This is a genomic window from Candidatus Berkelbacteria bacterium, from assembly GCA_016187225.1.
Lineage (GTDB): Bacteria > Patescibacteriota > UBA1384 > JACPKC01 > JACPKC01 > JACPKC01.
In genome coordinates, this window is record JACPKC010000010.1 from 242,829 (window position 1) to 257,747 (window position 14,919).

General features: G+C 42.5%; 18 protein-coding genes, 1 tRNA gene and 1 pseudogene. 5 read left to right on the forward strand and 15 right to left on the reverse strand.

Annotated features, from left to right (window positions below):
• Positions 1 to 3 precede the first annotated feature (3 nt).
• From rplB to rplC, 4 genes are read right to left on the reverse strand one after another with little or no spacing between them, the layout of a single operon-like run.
• Positions 4 to 846 (reverse strand): 50S ribosomal protein L2, encoded by an 843-nt coding sequence (rplB, locus tag HYW32_04080; protein ID MBI2590168.1) that lies wholly within the window; start codon positions 844 to 846, stop codon positions 4 to 6.
• A 1-nt stretch (position 847) separates the two neighbouring features.
• On the reverse strand, positions 848 to 1,147 hold the full coding sequence (locus HYW32_04085) for a 50S ribosomal protein L23 (GenBank protein ID MBI2590169.1): 300 nt from the start codon (positions 1,145 to 1,147) through the stop codon (positions 848 to 850).
• Positions 1,144 to 1,740, reverse strand: coding sequence for a 50S ribosomal protein L4 (gene rplD / locus HYW32_04090; protein MBI2590170.1), 597 nt, complete (start codon positions 1,738 to 1,740; stop codon positions 1,144 to 1,146). The genes HYW32_04085 and rplD overlap by 4 nt, the downstream gene beginning before the upstream one ends.
• Positions 1,733 to 2,356, reverse strand: coding sequence for a 50S ribosomal protein L3 (rplC, locus tag HYW32_04095; GenBank protein MBI2590171.1), 624 nt, complete (start codon positions 2,354 to 2,356; stop codon positions 1,733 to 1,735). Before rplC ends, rplD begins: the two co-directional genes overlap by 8 nt.
• Positions 2,357 to 2,596: 240 nt before the next feature.
• On the opposite strand from rplC, the gene HYW32_04100 reads away from it, so the two are divergent.
• Entirely contained in the window at positions 2,597 to 2,794 is a 198-nt protein-coding gene (locus HYW32_04100) for a DUF378 domain-containing protein (GenBank protein ID MBI2590172.1), read from the forward strand.
• Positions 2,795 to 2,891: 97 nt separating this feature from the next.
• Here the strand turns inward: HYW32_04100 and HYW32_04105 are convergent, their stop codons facing one another.
• The 8 genes from HYW32_04105 to HYW32_04140 all read right to left on the reverse strand — a co-directional run bounded on the left by HYW32_04105 (position 2,892) and on the right by HYW32_04140 (position 9,496).
• Positions 2,892 to 3,662, reverse strand: a complete 771-nt coding sequence (locus tag HYW32_04105; protein MBI2590173.1) for a hypothetical protein — start codon at positions 3,660 to 3,662, stop codon at positions 2,892 to 2,894.
• A 398-nt stretch (positions 3,663 to 4,060) separates the two neighbouring features.
• Positions 4,061 to 4,636 carry a DUF4256 domain-containing protein gene (locus HYW32_04110; protein ID MBI2590174.1) on the reverse strand — a complete coding sequence of 192 codons (576 nt, stop codon included), beginning with the start codon at positions 4,634 to 4,636 and terminating at the stop codon, positions 4,061 to 4,063.
• A gap of 182 nt (positions 4,637 to 4,818) precedes the next feature.
• Positions 4,819 to 5,022, reverse strand: coding sequence for a hypothetical protein (locus tag HYW32_04115; GenBank protein ID MBI2590175.1), 204 nt, complete (start codon positions 5,020 to 5,022; stop codon positions 4,819 to 4,821).
• Positions 5,023 to 5,088: 66 nt separating this feature from the next.
• Positions 5,089 to 5,520 (reverse strand): HIT family protein, encoded by a 432-nt coding sequence (locus HYW32_04120; protein MBI2590176.1) that lies wholly within the window; start codon positions 5,518 to 5,520, stop codon positions 5,089 to 5,091.
• Positions 5,521 to 5,667: 147 nt separating this feature from the next.
• A complete protein-coding gene (locus HYW32_04125) occupies positions 5,668 to 6,033 on the reverse strand; it encodes a hypothetical protein (GenBank protein MBI2590177.1) in 366 nt (121 codons plus the stop codon).
• A gap of 488 nt (positions 6,034 to 6,521) precedes the next feature.
• The gene (locus tag HYW32_04130; GenBank protein ID MBI2590178.1) at positions 6,522 to 7,394 is read right to left on the reverse strand and encodes a ribose-phosphate pyrophosphokinase; all 873 of its coding nucleotides are present in this window, start codon (positions 7,392 to 7,394) and stop codon (positions 6,522 to 6,524) included.
• The gene (gene pncB / locus HYW32_04135; protein MBI2590179.1) at positions 7,387 to 8,820 is read right to left on the reverse strand and encodes a nicotinate phosphoribosyltransferase; all 1,434 of its coding nucleotides are present in this window, start codon (positions 8,818 to 8,820) and stop codon (positions 7,387 to 7,389) included. Before pncB ends, HYW32_04130 begins: the two co-directional genes overlap by 8 nt.
• Positions 8,807 to 9,496: a hypothetical protein gene (locus HYW32_04140; GenBank protein MBI2590180.1), complete on the reverse strand. Its 690-nt coding sequence runs from the start codon at positions 9,494 to 9,496 to the stop codon at positions 8,807 to 8,809. Before HYW32_04140 ends, pncB begins: the two co-directional genes overlap by 14 nt.
• Positions 9,497 to 9,678: 182 nt before the next feature.
• Between HYW32_04140 and HYW32_04145 the strand changes: the two genes are divergently transcribed.
• Positions 9,679 to 9,924, forward strand: coding sequence for a hypothetical protein (locus tag HYW32_04145; GenBank protein ID MBI2590181.1), 246 nt, complete (start codon positions 9,679 to 9,681; stop codon positions 9,922 to 9,924).
• A gap of 11 nt (positions 9,925 to 9,935) precedes the next feature.
• A pseudogene (locus HYW32_04150) lies at positions 9,936 to 10,385 on the forward strand (recombinase family protein).
• 1,047 nt (positions 10,386 to 11,432) lie between these two features.
• Here the strand turns inward: HYW32_04150 and HYW32_04155 are convergent.
• A tRNA-Ala gene (locus HYW32_04155) sits at positions 11,433 to 11,508 on the reverse strand.
• A gap of 89 nt (positions 11,509 to 11,597) precedes the next feature.
• On the opposite strand from HYW32_04155, the gene HYW32_04160 reads away from it, so the two are divergent.
• Positions 11,598 to 12,803 (forward strand): NAD(P)/FAD-dependent oxidoreductase, encoded by a 1,206-nt coding sequence (locus HYW32_04160; protein MBI2590182.1) that lies wholly within the window; start codon positions 11,598 to 11,600, stop codon positions 12,801 to 12,803.
• Between the two features lie 14 nt (positions 12,804 to 12,817).
• Positions 12,818 to 13,357 (forward strand): hypothetical protein, encoded by a 540-nt coding sequence (locus HYW32_04165; GenBank protein ID MBI2590183.1) that lies wholly within the window; start codon positions 12,818 to 12,820, stop codon positions 13,355 to 13,357.
• Here HYW32_04165 and rpsJ read toward each other — a convergent pair whose 3' ends face one another.
• The gene (gene rpsJ / locus HYW32_04170) at positions 13,358 to 13,687 is read right to left on the reverse strand and encodes a 30S ribosomal protein S10 (GenBank protein ID MBI2590184.1); all 330 of its coding nucleotides are present in this window, start codon (positions 13,685 to 13,687) and stop codon (positions 13,358 to 13,360) included.
• A 23-nt stretch (positions 13,688 to 13,710) separates the two neighbouring features.
• Positions 13,711 to 14,895, reverse strand: coding sequence for an elongation factor Tu (gene tuf / locus HYW32_04175; GenBank protein ID MBI2590185.1), 1,185 nt, complete (start codon positions 14,893 to 14,895; stop codon positions 13,711 to 13,713).
• Positions 14,896 to 14,919: the final 24 nt, after the last annotated feature.

Genomic DNA, 14,919 nt, shown 5'->3' on the forward strand with positions numbered 1-14,919 from the left:
AATTTATCTCCGTGTTTCGTGACGACTGCGCGCAATGAAGGTATTGGTTCTCTTATTCCGGCGAGTGCGCTTACCCAGAGCATGTTTGCCCCAGGGTGTTTTTGGATATTTAAGGCCGATCGAGTTACTTCCTTCACCGCCGCCGTGCGGGTGATCATTCGTGTTCATCGCTTTACCGCGAACTTGTGGTCGCCAGCCCATGTGGCGCACTCGGCCAGCCTTGCCCAGCATGACACTTGAATGTTCAGGGTTGCTTACACTGCCCAACGAGGCATACGCGGCTGCTAAAACTCGTCGAATTTCCCCAGAAGGCAATTTAATTTGAACATAACGGCCATTATCTTCATGCGACTGAATGGTCGCGCTTGCCCCGGCTGATCGAACCATTGCGCCTTTGCGGTTCGGGTCGAGGGCAATGTCGTAGATTTGAAAACCTCGAGGAATCTTACCAAGTGGCAGACGATTGCCGTTTTCAAGCAGCGCCTTCTCACCAGCCTCAATGATTTGGTCGATCTTCATCTCATGCGCCGCCAATATATAAGCACGCGTTCCTTCATTGTATTCGATGAGCGCGATGTTGGCGCTTCGGTTTGGGTCGTATTCAAGAGCAAGAATTTTGGCTTGTGTCACCGGCCCCTTCTCTAAGGCGCTAATGATTCGATAATGTCGTTTATTTCCGCCACCTCTATGCCGAATGCTGATTCTTCCAAAGCGATCCCTGCCGGCATGTTTTTTGAGAATCTCGGTGAGAGATTTTTCGGGTCGTTTTTTAGATAAATGTGTTTGCCGATTAATTGACATGCCGCGTTGGCCTGGTGTCGTAGGACGGCGAAAAATAACAGGCATGTTACTTCTCCTCGCTTTTTTGAGCTGGCGTTTCTACTGGCAGTTCAAAACCGGGGATTTTTTCACCTTTTTTGAGGCGGATAATTGCCTTAATCTTGGGTGAGGTTACCCCATTGCGTTTGGGTTTGGCCGCGGTTTTGGCGATATTTACATCAATCACATGCACTTTATAGGCCTGCTCGACGGCGCGTTCGATCGTTAATTTATTGCTATATCTCGGGATGCGAAATGTAAATTGACTCTCACTAACCAGGCGAAGTGATTTTTCAGTAATTACCGGTTTGAGTTGAATATGCTTCATACCTTCGATTTCCCAGGTGCACGGCGAGTCGGTTTTGTGGACTCTATTAAGTTTGCGCGTTTTTTAAGATGAGTTAAAGCTTCATCAGTGCCCAAGATGGCGTCGGCTCGGAGTAGGTCTTCGGCAGTTACGTTCTTAGCGAGGCGGATTTCGACGCTGGGTAAATTTTTGACAGCGCGGCTTAAAGTTAAGTCGCTTTTGACGAGGATGATTGTGATTTGCTGTTTGTCAATCGAACTTAATGCTTGAGCCAAGGTTTTTGTTTTTCCGTCGGTCGGCCAGTTTTTCATTTCAATAAGACCGTTCGCTTGAGCTTGAATCGCAAGCGCGATTTTAAGCGCGTGTTTTTTAAATGAATCAGTTAGCGCCAGGCGATAATCACGTTTTTTTCTTGGACCGAAAACTACTCCCCCGGTTCGCCAAATAGGATTGCGGATTGAGCCAACTCGAGCCCGTCCAGTCCCCTTTTGACGCCAAGGTTTGCGTCCGCCTCCGCTGACTTCGCCCCGCGTTTTTGTGTTCGCCAAAACTTGGCGACGATTCGCCGCATAACCGCGCAGTGCTAGAGCGAGGGCAATTTGCTTATTACTCATCACTGGCCTCGCTTAAACTCATGATTTTGACAATCGCGCCTCGGATGCCCGGGACGGCGCCTTTAATCACCAGGAGGTGTTCATCGGGTAAGATGTCAAGAATTTCAAGATGGTGAACAGTTGCTTGGCGACCGCCAAGACGCCCTGCCATTCGCTTACCTTTAATCGTTCTTTGCGGGTATGTTGAGCCAATTGAACCTGGTTCGCGAATATTCATCGAACCGTGGCTACGCGGACCCATGTGAAAATGATGACGTTTAACCGTACCAGCAAAGCCGCGGCCGCGTGAGGTTGAGGTCACGCTGACTCTATCGCCGAGCGTAAATTGTGTCACATTTAAACTCGAACCGACTTGAGGAAGTTCGCCTTCCATACGGAATTCCTTAAGAATCGCACCAGCTTGCGCACCGATTTTTTCAATTTGAGTTCGCTGGGGCTTTTTGGCGCGACTTGGATCGCCATAGCCAACCTGAAGAGCGCTATAGCCGTCGTTGGCCTTTGATCGAATTTGCACGACTGAATTCGGCAAGGCTTCGATGACTGTGGCACCAACAATCTCGCCTGTATGAGTGGCGACGCGTGTCATCCCAACTTTTCGGCCGAGGATTACTTTCATAAACAAAATAAATGGCCGGGATCTACTCACATTTGTTTGGTGAACGATCTCCCGACTTTTTGAATCCACTTTTTATGAATTTCTTAAATTTTACAGGTGGAACTGAAAACTGTCAACAAGGAGCTATCTTGTACAATGGACAGGTGACTGATATTGTTTAAAGTGTTTTACAATGCTGGAGATCAAAACTATCGCGTATCGGTAAAATAAATATTCGAATGGGGGTGATACGCCTTGAAAATGACAACACTTGACTGGGTCGCAATGATTCTTGTGATTATCGGGGGTATTAACTGGGGTCTAGTTGGCCTCCTTGATTACAACCTCGTTGAAAGTCTATTTAGGGAAGGCACATTCCTCACTAAGATTATTTACGATCTCGTCGGTCTTTCAGCGATTTACATGATTTTTGTTTCAATGAAGCAAAAAGAAGTTTAGCTGATCATGATTCCTAAATTAACAAGCTCCTCATGGGATGAGGAGCTTGTTGGTTATTTATGATAACTTCTTCGGCAAATCTGAATATGAAAGGAGTCTAGTGTTTTTTTCTGTCAGCGGCCAATGCTTGACGTTTTGAATAGGATATTGCGTAGGCAAACATGAATACAAATGAAACTAATGCGGCATAGAAACTAAACTGCGAATTAACAGTTTGCCCGATTTTGTCGGGATTCAGGTGCGGGACAGTGTGGAAGATTATAAAGTAGGTGCCGAGCGTTAATACTCTCGCCTGAAGCCATCGCTCCCTGTCTATGAGTGCAACGACGAATGCCGCGGCGAGTACGGCAAAATGTTGTATAGCGCTTTCCACGCCAAAATTAAGATATACAAACACCCAATTCCAAATCGTATAACCCGCTATCCACTGAAGGGTCATACCGCGCCACGACAAATCTTTGTGCTTTGTTTTTGAGTCTATGTGAATCGAACTTATTTTCTCGAGAGTCAAGACAAGCAAAACACCTGCCACCGCATTTAGATAGTTTGGGGCGCCGCCTGATATGACATCTCTGAAAACCGCTTCGAAAATATTAGTGGCCAGAAGGCCGTATATTACCCATTGACCAAACTTGTGTTTTCCAAGGCTAGTGTTTCTATATATGGAGAGAACGATGATGCCGACCTCGATCGAGAACACCTTCATCCATGGAAACCAATCTGACTCGCCCCAAAGCAGTAACCAACACGTATAGAGTATAAACGGAACGGCCAACCAAAAATAAAGTGTAAATTTGGGGTACCGACGAAATAATTCCTGGGAAACTAGCAGTACTAAAAATACGCCCATGGCAACGATGAAATTCATGCTTAGATTATATCATGCATCAGCTCAAATTGTATAATCTGAAAGCCGTGTTTCTTAACCTCCTCCGACGACCAAAAAGTTAAGCTCTGGTTTTTAAAATGTGAATAGCAATAACCTAAACTTTTCTTATTCTTTTGTATCTTTGTCCTACGCCTCTAAGACTAAGATATTACCACCAAACGAGACTTGTTCGGAATTAAGAAAGCAGAGCGTTTTGCGGAAAACCCTGATTAATCGCCTCCGCTTCGTTTCGGGCATGTCGGACGCGGCGGAGGGTGAGCGCTTCAAAATATGAATCAACGCAGATAAATGGCAGATTCTCTTGATCGAGTTTAGTTGAGCTTAAAGTTGCGAAATTGGCAAACCAGACGACTAAAATTCATTAGTCTTGCAAAAATTTAGACCTTGAGCAGGCCACGGAACCCCCTGGCGGCATAATAGGATTCTGCGCCATTGTGATACGTAAAAACTGTCTCGTAGCGCCGGTCGCAAAAGAGGGCGCCGCCAAGCATACGAATGCTCACAGGCGTTTGCACCCAACTCGATGTCTTCGTATCAAAAATGCCCAGTTTCTGTAACTCGCGATATTGTTGCTCCGTTAAAAGTTCAATGCCAATGGCCGCGGCCAAATCTAGAGCGCTATTTTTTGGCTGATGTTTTTTTCTTGATCCCAACGCCTCGTGGTCGTAACAAACATTTCTGCGGCCGATCGGACTTTCGGCCGAGGAATCAACAAAAAAGTATTCATCTGTTTTCTTATCGAAACCAACAACATCCGGTTCGCCACCAGTTGCTTCCATTTCATTAAGCGACCATAACTTTTTAGGACTATTTGTCAACTTGGTTTGTATTGTTACCCACTCGAGACCTTGATGGCGGTTCATGTTTTTCTCAAAACGGACTTTCAATACTTGAAGCATTTTTTCGCGTTGTTCTAATGATAACTTATTTTCATTGCTTTTCGTGTTGCTCATGTTTTGATACTACCTCATAAGTTCACCTTAGAAGAGCAACGAAGGCGGAGTGTACCTTTGCTTTGAACTTTGCCATTATTGAGATCAGCGAAGTAACTGCGTCGCCAATAAGTCTTCTTAACACTTCCCCAATAATTACCCATAATTATTTTGCTTTCGGCTCAAGCAGAATAATTTAGAAACTATTTTACTCTGAACTCAAAAACGTCAAAGGTAAAGTCAATACCCTGCGGCTTACTAAATTTATTGACAAACTCATATCCATTTTCCCCTGCAAGCTTAAATGGCAAATCGACATCAATGTCGGCAAAATTCGCCCAGCCAAAGTATATTCGTGCGTTAGGTTTGAGATATGCGCCAACTTCCCCAAAAAATTTGCGTTTCATTTCATCTTCGGGGTCCCAAAACATCCGGTCAATGACGTTTTTAAATACGTTTGATTTATTGACTACTCATAAATTCTTCGCAATAAGTTTAGAGATTTCTTCCAACTCTGCTTCGGGCGATTCCTTTCTTTCGCCTGGTCGGTATAGGAACTTTCTTGGCTCATATTCATAAGTTCCAGCATCACCTTCTTTGCGCGGGATAATGTGTAAATGGAAATGCGGAACGGATTGACCTGCAAGTTTTTCATCATTCCAAGCAAAATTGAAACCAGCGGCGTCAAATGTTTGAACAAGTGCACCTAATATTTTTACTCGCAGGTCTTCAATTGCCCGCATTTCCTCACCTGTCAGGTTTTCATATTTAGCGACATGTCTTTTAGGAACAATGAGCGTATGGCCTAGGACAATAGGCATTTTCCCCAAAAACGCAAAAGCTAAATCATTCTCAATAATTTTCCGCTTTTGTATATCTGAAGATGTGCAATACGGACAGCTCATAAATTTTCCAGAGGATAAATATCAAAAGTAACTTCCTCGTACGAGTGAACGCTTTTCAAAACTCCTCCCAGCCACGTTGTTTGTCTATTTTTTGTTTTTCTTTATTAAGCCGAGTATTAAGGAGGGTCTGGTAGCAGTTAAAGAAAATTATCTTCGCATCTTGCTACTGCCACTTATCTGCGAAAAAATTTGCTCAGGCGTTTGGTTTGCATTAATCATTCTTATATTTAGCTTTTTTGCTTTTTCTTCAATTTCCTTTGCCCAGTTTAAAGAATTTTGAAGTTGATAATTAGTTCTACCCATTGGGTTTTCTCGGCTCTCATGTCTTAATCGTTGGGCAAGAATTTCCGGTGATGTTTTAAGGAAGTAAACTTCGTCGAACAAGTCTATCATGTCGAAAACATTTCCTGACATTCCAAAAAGATAAATATCATTTTGTTGCTCTGCAAGAAATTTTGATAAGAAATTTCTATCCATCAGAAATTCGTGGTTATCCAAAAATTCTTTATTCACATTTTGGCACTTTGTTATATTGCTGGATAATATTATACTAAAATACACTATGGTACTTCTTGATTTAGCCGCCGGATTTTTTCGCCGAAATGCCAGAGGCGCTGGCTCAGGCAATCTTTCTTCAAATCTGAAATGGTGGTGTTTGTTTAAAAAAGTCAGAACCCATTTTGCGGAGAACCCCAATTAAGGAAGCCAGCCCGCCGCCGCGAGCTGATGCTCGCCACCCAGCAAAAAAGTTTTCTCTGCATTTCTGATTTTGCGCGCGGAAGAATTTCTCTTAAATGGAAAAGAAAATTTTGTTTCTGGTGTTCTGCCCTCAAGGTCTCGGGCAGTTGGCGGGGCTAGATTTGGACTCGGAAAAGTGAAAACTATTTTTTGGGGATTAGGATTTCACTTTTCCGAGACTGATTTTTTGATTTGGGGATTTTGTCCGCCCGCAGGAGGGGTTTGGGGAGGAATGCGGGCGGGTTTTTCTTTTTGGTTTTGGGCTAATTAGAGACAATTTCATTAAGAATCAAAACGGAAACATCGATATTAGTATCAGCACAATCAATGCTGTTTGTTAGATAAAGTTTTGAATATGATTTTTTAAGTCTTTGTGTTCCCGAATCAAGCAAGCCGTGCGTTACGAGTGCAATTACATCTTTCGCTCCAATCTTTTGACATAGCTCAGCAAACTTTACAGCAGTGCCACCAGTTTCAACCAAATCATCAATAACTCCAACTGTCTGGTTTTTTACGGTCTTAATAAAATTTTCGTCATGTACGATATCAATTTCAAAAGAATTTATTCTCTTTTTTGCAGTCCCTTGTAGCAACATTCTTCTCTGAGAGCCTTGATCTGGAGCCAAAAAAATAGCAGAAGGATAGTCAATTAACGCGGCATCTTTTAACATTGGCGTAGCCGAAATGTTTTTTATTGGATATTTTCCAAACCATGGCTGTCCGAAAAAATGAGCGTCAAGGACATAGATTTGTTTTATGTGGTAATAATCAACCAATTTTATGATAAGATTTTCGGCGGCATTTGTTTCTCCTGAATACTTCGGATTATCCTGCATACCATATGGAAAGTAGGAAAAGAAAATTTCTATATTTTTATAACCAAGATTTGTTAGTATATTGAGAAGCATTTCAAGCTCGATAATTCCTGCATTTGGGTCTGGGGCTCCAGTATGAAGAATTACAATTCTTTTATTCAGTTCGATTTTCTGAAGTTTTACATATACCTCACCATCAGGAAAAAATCGTTTTCCATCTTTATTTCCCTCAAGAAAAACAATCTCACAGTCTTTTGGTACTGACATAAGTCTGGCAAGATGTTCCGCATGTAGCGTAGGAATAATTGTTACATTAGGCATGATGTTTTATCAGGTCTTCAGAGTGTTTTTTTACTTTTTCTGAAATTATTACATCAACGGTGATATTTTCTTTTTCAAAATTTAGAACATCATCAGGTAATAATTCTATTTGTGCTTCAGCTCTTTCTTTTGCAGTTTTTGTTAAATCAATATCCGAGGTTTCCCATTCTCCAATAATATTTCCATTTGAAACAACCTGTTTCAGTAATGGTTCGCCGTCAATTTTCTCATCATACATTCCGATTACATCATGTTTAAGTAAACCTGTTTTTTTATCCAAAACTCTAAAAACCTGATGCGAACCTGGCAAAGTGGTCTTACCTTTATCAGCAGATATTTTTATTTTTGAAATGACTTCATCCCCGTGCTTAATTCCTTTTAATTTGTAAACCATTCCTAAAGCAGGTTTTTCTCCTCCAGTAACAAGTTCAGTACCAACACCAATAAAATCTGGAGTAACCTTATTTTTTGCTAGATCAAGTATTTTATATTCGTTCATATCTCCAGTAAGCATAATTTTTACATTAGGAAAACTCGCTTCAGAAAATATCTTTTTTACTTCTGGAATCAACTCTTTAACATTTCCGCTATCAATTCTTACCCCAAATAATTCATGACCATTTTGTCTCATTTCTTTTGCAACCTCAACAGCATTTTGCGCTCCTTTTATAACATTGTAGGTGTCAATTAAAAAAGTTACTTTGTTTTTATAGGAAACAAATTCATAAAAAGACTTAAATGCTTCTCTTTCATTTTCTCTTCTTTGTATATCAGCGTGCATTAAACTACTTCCGCTTACAGGAATACCAAATAGTTTTCCAGCAAGTGAATCTGAACTAATTGAAAATCCTGATATATAAGCCGCCCTAGCGCCATAATGGCCAGAATTTGTTTGCGAACGCCTAAGCCCCATTTCAAGCAGTGAGGCGTTATTACCCATTTGTTTTGCAGCCCAAACGGATCTAATGGCTTTTGTTGCAATTAATGTTGGATAGCCAACTTGACTTAAAAAATAGGTTTCCAGTAGTTGTACAGCTACTGTTGGCCCCTCAATTCGCATTATAGGTTCCTGGGGGAACATTATTGTTCCTTCTTCAACTGACCAAATATTTACATCCTTAAAAATATTACTTCCTTCTTTAACTAGATAATCAATAAAATCTTTTGAAAATCCTTGGTTCAATAACCATTCAGAATCACTTTCATCTAATTTTGACTTTAAATAACGTAGGGCATACGGCATACCGACAGCGATAACAAAATTGTTACCTTTGTATGGAGGAATTCTAAAAAACATCTCATGTACTTCAATTTCTGAAAAGTTTTGAGCCCAATTTCTTTCGGAAGCACGAATATTATATAAGTCCGTATTTAGAATCGACGGAATATCTTTTATTGATTGGCTCTCGTTATTATTTTTGTTCATTTTCTTGTTTTAGTTTTGCATATTTTAATAAAATTGGTTCTATTTCTTTTTCACTTTCTATAAAATAAACATGGCCCCAAACATTTTGGTCGTATTTATTTTTTATTTGTTCCTCATATTCTTTTTTCCAATGTTCACCAACAAAAATAACAGGGTTCGGTAATTTTCCTACATGTTTATCAAATGAATCTATTTTATCCAAAGCAAAACGCATTTCAGTTTCTGTTCCAGTTCCTTTTTTACCCCCAGGAAGAACAATATATGCGCCACTTCTATTAAATAAACCTCTGAATTTTCCAGCTTGCTCGTCTTCGTAATATACTCCGCGCAAATGACCAGGAATATTTTCAGTAGCAAACCCAGCTTCTTTTCCAACGGTTGTTTTTACAACAATAACTTTACCCTCATTTTCCACCACACCAGAGGAAACATTTTCAATTGAACCTTTATCTCCACCAACGATAACAGTTAGACCTAAATCTGCGAGTTCCTTGCCAAGCTCCTTCCATTTTTCAACCGCTTCAGGATTTTGTTTATCGAAGGTGCCAAATACAGAAATACGTTTTATTTTTTCCTTAATCAACAAAGCATTCTTATCGTTTCCAGTAGAAATTTTTTGAGGACTAACAATTTCCCCTGACTCTTGTTTATCACTAAAAAATTGCTCTTTTTCCATATGTATGATATTAGCATTTTTTTAATCTTCTACTAGCCCAAAACCAAAAAGAAAAACCCGCCCGCATTCCTCCCCAAACCCCTCCTGCGGGCGGGACGAGAGCCGAGGCAGGGCGAATCCATATCCCCAGTCAAATGTTTCGCCCCGCCGAGTCCGCATTAGTTTTCAGGGTTCTCCACAAAATGGGTTCTGACTTTTTCAAACAAACACCACCATTTCGAATTTGCCGAAGAAGTTGCCTCGGGGCTTCGCCCCTCGGCATTGGTTTCCGCCAAGAAATTCCAGGGGGTTTTGAATTCCGCCAAAAGAATTCCCGCCGAAATTCGGCGGTTCCCAAACGAAGTTTGGATTGCGCCAAAGGCGCAAGAGCCGATGAAGAGAGATTTTTAGAAATTGTCGGTGTAAGTGCATTGCCTTTATCAATTTAATTCCCGAAGCTATGGTCAAATATTTTATATACTGTAGAAAATCAAGTGAGGATGAAGAACGCCAAGTTTTGAGTATTGAGGCTCAATTGACGGAGCTTCGGGAATACGCCAAGCAAAATAATCTTTTCGTTGTAAAAGAATTTTACGAGAGTAAAACTGCCAAAGAGCCGGGGCGAGAGATTTTCAACGAAATGCTTGGCGAAATTGAAAAAGGTTTTGCCTCTGGAATTTTAGCGTGGAATCCAGACCGTTTAGCGAGAAATAGTATTGATGGTGGTAAGGTCGTATATTTTGTAGACACTTTGAAAATTGTTGCGTTAAAATTCCCGACATTTTGGTTCGAAGCGACACCTCAAGGAAAATTTATGTTGAGTGTTGCTTTCGGGCAAGCAAAATATTACACCGACAATTTGAGAGAAAACATTTTGCGTGGTATTCGCCAAAAGATACGCCGTGGTGAATTATCGGCAAAAGCCCCTTTAGGATATTTTAACGAACCACGACTTCGAACGATTGAACCTGATAAAAAAACTTTTAGTAAAGTAAAAGAAGTATTGGAGCTTTTTGCTACTGGCGAATATACGCTCACGGCGATTCAACGCAAAATGTTTTCTCTCGGCTTGGTTGGCTCCCGAAGTGGAAAACCTCTCGCACTCGCCTCGATAGAACATATTTTGAAAAATCCTTTTTACTACGGACACTTTCAGTACCGAGGCGAGGTGCATGCCGGATCGCACAAGCCAATGATTTCAAAGAAACTTTTTGACAAAATCCAAGAGGCACTTGTCGCCAATGGAAAACCCCGCAAAAAGCGAGGAGCAAAAAATTTTCAGTACTTAGGTTTTGCTACTTGTGGGATTTGTGGCTATGCCATAACAGCTGAAAGACATATCAAAAAAAGTGGCTTAAAATTTGTATATTATCGTTGCACCCACAAGAGCAAAATTATTACTTGCACTGAAAATCGTTTTTTGCGGGAAGAAGTTTTAACCGAACAAGTGAAAAATCTTTGTCAAAAAGTTTCCTTGCCTGATGAGTGGCGGGAAAAGTTTTTAACTAAACTGGAAACTGAAAATATGGAATCCCGCCACTCATCAGACCTTTTCGTTCAAAATCTCCGTGATAATATTTCCGCCATTAAAGAAAAGTTGGAACGACTAACTGACGCATATTTATCCGAGGCGTTAGAACTTGTGGAATATCAAGAACGAAAAAATCTTTTAATGGCGGAAAAGAAAACAAATGAGGAGAAATTATCGGAATTTGAACGAAAAGGTAATCATTGGCTTGAACTCATGCGAAACTGGATTATTGAAGCCAACCAAGCCGTAAATCTCTATAAACAAGAAAATCCCTCACGGATGAGAGATTTTCTTGTTTCCATCGGCTCGAACCGCCGACTTTCTGCGGGAATGCTTTTGGCGGAATTCAAAACCCCCTGGAATTTCTTGGCGGAAACCAATGCCGAGGGGCGAAGCCCCGAGGCAACTTCTTCGGCAAATTCGAAATGGTGGACCGTACTGGATTCGAACCAGCGACCTCTTCCATGCCATGGAAGCGCTCTACCAACTGAGCTAACGGCCCTTATTGCAATTGCATTTGAATAGCAGGATCTTATCTGTTTTAGCTGAATTCGTAAAGATTCTTCGGTTGACGTGATAAACTAATATTATATGGGAGGGAAGAAGAATATCGTAATTCTTGGAGGCGGCTTTGCCGGTGTGCGAGCCGCTCTTGATTTGGCGCGTGATCGTCAGCTCATCGATACTCATCGCATTGTGCTCATTGATCGTGAAACATATCATCTCTTTACACCTTGGCTCTATACTCGAGCCTCTACCGGAGCGCCTCGCCGCGGGGTGAGAATTCCATTTCAAGTGATTTTCGCCACTCAACCTGTCGAAGTGATTCGCGGCGAGGTCAAAGCAATTCATCGCGGAATGCATGCCGTTACTCTTAAAGGCGGTCAAGAAATTGATTATGAATACCTAATCGTTGCGCTTGGATCGGTGAGTAATGATTTTGGTATTGATGGAATTGCCAAGCATGCCTTATTTTTGAAAACTTTTGAAGATGCCGAACGAATCCGTTCTAAAATTGAAAAACAGTATCGTGCATTTGCCGTAAGCAATCAGGTCGGTGAACTTTTTCAAGTCATAATTGGCGGCGGCGGGTTGACGGGCGTTGAGCTCGTTGCTGAATTGCATAGCTACCTGAAAGATTTGGCGCGTAAATATGAACGTGGCCGCGGCTCGTTCATTATTAAAATTGTTGAGGCGGAACAGCGTCTCTTGCCTGGTTTGCCAGAGTGGGTTTCAAATAAAACTCATGCTCGCCTTGGCTCATATCGGCATGTTGAGATACTGCTTCAAAGTATGATTGCAAAAGTGCGAACACGAAAAATCGAACTCAAAAATGGCGACACGCTCGAATATGAAATTCTTATTTGGACTGCCGGCGTGCAAGCGCATCCTTTAATTGCCTCGCTTGAGCAACCGCTTGACTATCATAAACGTGTAATCGTGAAGTCCTCGCTTGAGTTGCGCGACGATAGTCATGTTTATGTAATCGGAGACGCGGGCGTTGTTTCGGTTCGAACAAAAATTCGTGATACTGAAACGATTCTTAACGCCTACAAAAAAGGAGAGGTAGCGGCGGCAAATATTGTTCGCGCGTTAACTAGAAAGCCTGGGTTAAGCTATCAGCCGGTTAATCCCGGCTGTATTATTCCTCTTAGCGGCGCCTGGGCAATTTCAACGATTGGTACTCCACTGATCGGACGAGTAGCTTATTTGTTTTTACGCCTCATTCATTTGCGCTACTTTTTACACATCCTGCCATTTTCAGAAGCATTCAAACGGTGGTATGGTTCGGGTTAAGAGAAAGGAGGAAAATGACAATCGCTGTTATTTTACATGTGATTGGAACCGTCCTTGGTGTCGGCGCGGTTACCGTCAACGACGTGATGTTGCTTCGTGCGCTCGGTGACGGTGATCAAGGTATTGCTTACCAAAAAAACGCTATTTGGTTCTCGCTCATCATTTGGATTGGCTGGATTATCTTGGCGGGGAGCGCGGTCTATTTTGCGCTTACTAATAGCTGGGTCATGCAGAGTGGCAAAATACTCCTCAAGCTATTTCTGTTCGGCGTCTTAACTATTAATGGCTTGATGATGAATTTTATTTTAACGCCGGCCTTAGAACGCTTGAAACGTGTTGACTGGCAGGAAAAACGTCCAGCGCTCAAACGCATAGTTCGATTGGGTGTCTTTCCGGGAGCGCTCTCGATTACTTCGTGGTACGCCACTTTGATTCTAGGCGCCGCGGGTCGCCAAACCTGGACAGTCGAGCAAATGTTTTCGATCTTTGCTCTTGCGCTTCTTGTCGCCTGGCTTGGCGCCTATTTTGTGACCAACTGGCGACTTAAGACTTAATTAAGTCTTCACCTCAATATCAACTCCGGCGGGGAGATCGAGACTCATTAGGGCGTCGATTGTTTTTGCGGTTGGATTCAGGACGTCGATCATTCGCTTGTGAATTCTTTGCTCAAATTGCTCGCGAGCATCTTTGTGTTTAAAAGTTGAACGAAGCACCGTTACCTTTTTAATTTCAGTTGGCAGAGGAATTGGCCCATTAACAGTCGCTCCAGTCCGGCGCGTAGTTTCCAAAATCTTACGCGCCGATTGATCGATGACACGATAATCATAGGCTTTTAGACGAATCCGAATGCGCTGGGTAGCAGTGGAGTCAGAGGCTTTAGCCATGGTAAGGTACTCGTCTTCTCCGATTACTTAGTAATTTCAGTTACGACCCCGGCGCCGACCGTGCGACCGCCTTCACGAATCGCGAAGCGCATTCCTTGCTCAATCGCTACTGGTACGATGAGTTTCACACCAAAAGTAATAGTATCACCCGGCATTACCATTTCAGTTCCCTCTGGCAACTCAACCTCGCCGGTCACATCGGTTGTGCGAATATAAAATTGGGGTTTGTAACCTTTAAAAAAGGGCGTATGGCGACCACCTTCTTCTTTATTGAGAATATAAACTTCAGACTTAAATTCGGTATGAGGTGTGATTGAGCCTGGCTTGGCGAGTACCTGCCCCCGCTCGATGTCAGTGCGTTCCACCCCCCGCAAGAGGGCGCCGATGTTATCCCCTGCTTGTCCTTGATCGAGAAGTTTGCGAAACATCTCAACACCAGTCACGACGACTTTCTTAGTCGGCTGGAGTCCAACAATTTCGACCTCCTCATTAACCTTGACGATGCCACGCTCAACACGACCGGTTGCAACCGTCCCCCGGCCCTTAATTGAAAAGACGTCTTCGATTGGCATTAAGAAAGGTTTATCAGTTTCACGGACAGGTTCGGGAATCGTTTCATCAAGAGCGTTCACAAGTTCCATGATTTTATCTTGGTTTTCCTTGTCGCCTTCCAATGCCTTGAGGGCAGACCCGCGAATGATTTTAACCTTGTCGCCGTCGTACTCATATTTAGTTAGGAGTTCGCGAATTTCCATCTCAACCAAATCCAGAAGTTCAGGATCATCTACCATATCGACTTTATTTAGGAAGACCACGATTGCCGGAACGCCGACTTGCCGCGCCAAAAGAATGTGTTCGCGAGTTTGCGGCATTGGACCATCGGCGGCTGAAACAACAACAATCGCGCCGTCCATTTGCGCCGCACCGGTGATCATATTTTTTACATAGTCTGCGTGACCTGGACAATCAACGTGGGCATAATGGCGTTTGTCCGATTCATACTCAACGTGCATCGTGGCAATCGTGATCCCGCGCTCTCTTTCTTCGGGCGCGGCATCAATTTGATCAACACCTTTTTTATCAGCAATAAATCCTCGGTCTCCCAGAGTTTTTAGCAAAGCGGCAGTGGTCGTTGTTTTGCCATGGTCAACGTGACCAATCGTGCCAACGTTCACATGTGGCTTTGTGCGTTCAAATTTTTCGGCCATAAGACTCCTTTCAAAGTAATCTGT

Bases quoted from the DNA above. Each gene is read 5' to 3' on its own strand.
- pncB (MBI2590179.1), bottom strand. From the start codon at position 8,820: ATGAACAAAAATAATAACGAGAGCCAATCAATAAAAGATATTCCGTCG.
- HYW32_04130 (MBI2590178.1), bottom strand. From the start codon at position 7,394: ATGCCTAATGTAACAATTATTCCTACGCTACATGCGGAACATCTTGCC.
- rplD (MBI2590170.1), bottom strand. From the start codon at position 1,740: ATGAGTAATAAGCAAATTGCCCTCGCTCTAGCACTGCGCGGTTATGCG.
- rplC (MBI2590171.1), bottom strand. From the start codon at position 2,356: ATGAAAGTAATCCTCGGCCGAAAAGTTGGGATGACACGCGTCGCCACT.
- rpsJ (MBI2590184.1), bottom strand. From the start codon at position 13,687: ATGGCTAAAGCCTCTGACTCCACTGCTACCCAGCGCATTCGGATTCGT.
- HYW32_04085 (MBI2590169.1), bottom strand. From the start codon at position 1,147: ATGAAGCATATTCAACTCAAACCGGTAATTACTGAAAAATCACTTCGC.
- HYW32_04160 (MBI2590182.1), top strand. From the start codon at position 11,598: ATGGGAGGGAAGAAGAATATCGTAATTCTTGGAGGCGGCTTTGCCGGT.
- HYW32_04105 (MBI2590173.1), bottom strand. From the start codon at position 3,662: ATGAATTTCATCGTTGCCATGGGCGTATTTTTAGTACTGCTAGTTTCC.
- HYW32_04115 (MBI2590175.1), bottom strand. From the start codon at position 5,022: ATGAAACGCAAATTTTTTGGGGAAGTTGGCGCATATCTCAAACCTAAC.
- HYW32_04120 (MBI2590176.1), bottom strand. From the start codon at position 5,520: ATGAGCTGTCCGTATTGCACATCTTCAGATATACAAAAGCGGAAAATT.
- rplB (MBI2590168.1), bottom strand. From the start codon at position 846: ATGCCTGTTATTTTTCGCCGTCCTACGACACCAGGCCAACGCGGCATG.
- HYW32_04110 (MBI2590174.1), bottom strand. From the start codon at position 4,636: ATGAGCAACACGAAAAGCAATGAAAATAAGTTATCATTAGAACAACGC.
- HYW32_04145 (MBI2590181.1), top strand. From the start codon at position 9,679: ATGGGTTCTGACTTTTTCAAACAAACACCACCATTTCGAATTTGCCGA.
- tuf (MBI2590185.1), bottom strand. From the start codon at position 14,895: ATGGCCGAAAAATTTGAACGCACAAAGCCACATGTGAACGTTGGCACG.
- HYW32_04100 (MBI2590172.1), top strand. From the start codon at position 2,597: ATGACAACACTTGACTGGGTCGCAATGATTCTTGTGATTATCGGGGGT.
- HYW32_04165 (MBI2590183.1), top strand. From the start codon at position 12,818: ATGACAATCGCTGTTATTTTACATGTGATTGGAACCGTCCTTGGTGTC.
- HYW32_04140 (MBI2590180.1), bottom strand. From the start codon at position 9,496: ATGGAAAAAGAGCAATTTTTTAGTGATAAACAAGAGTCAGGGGAAATT.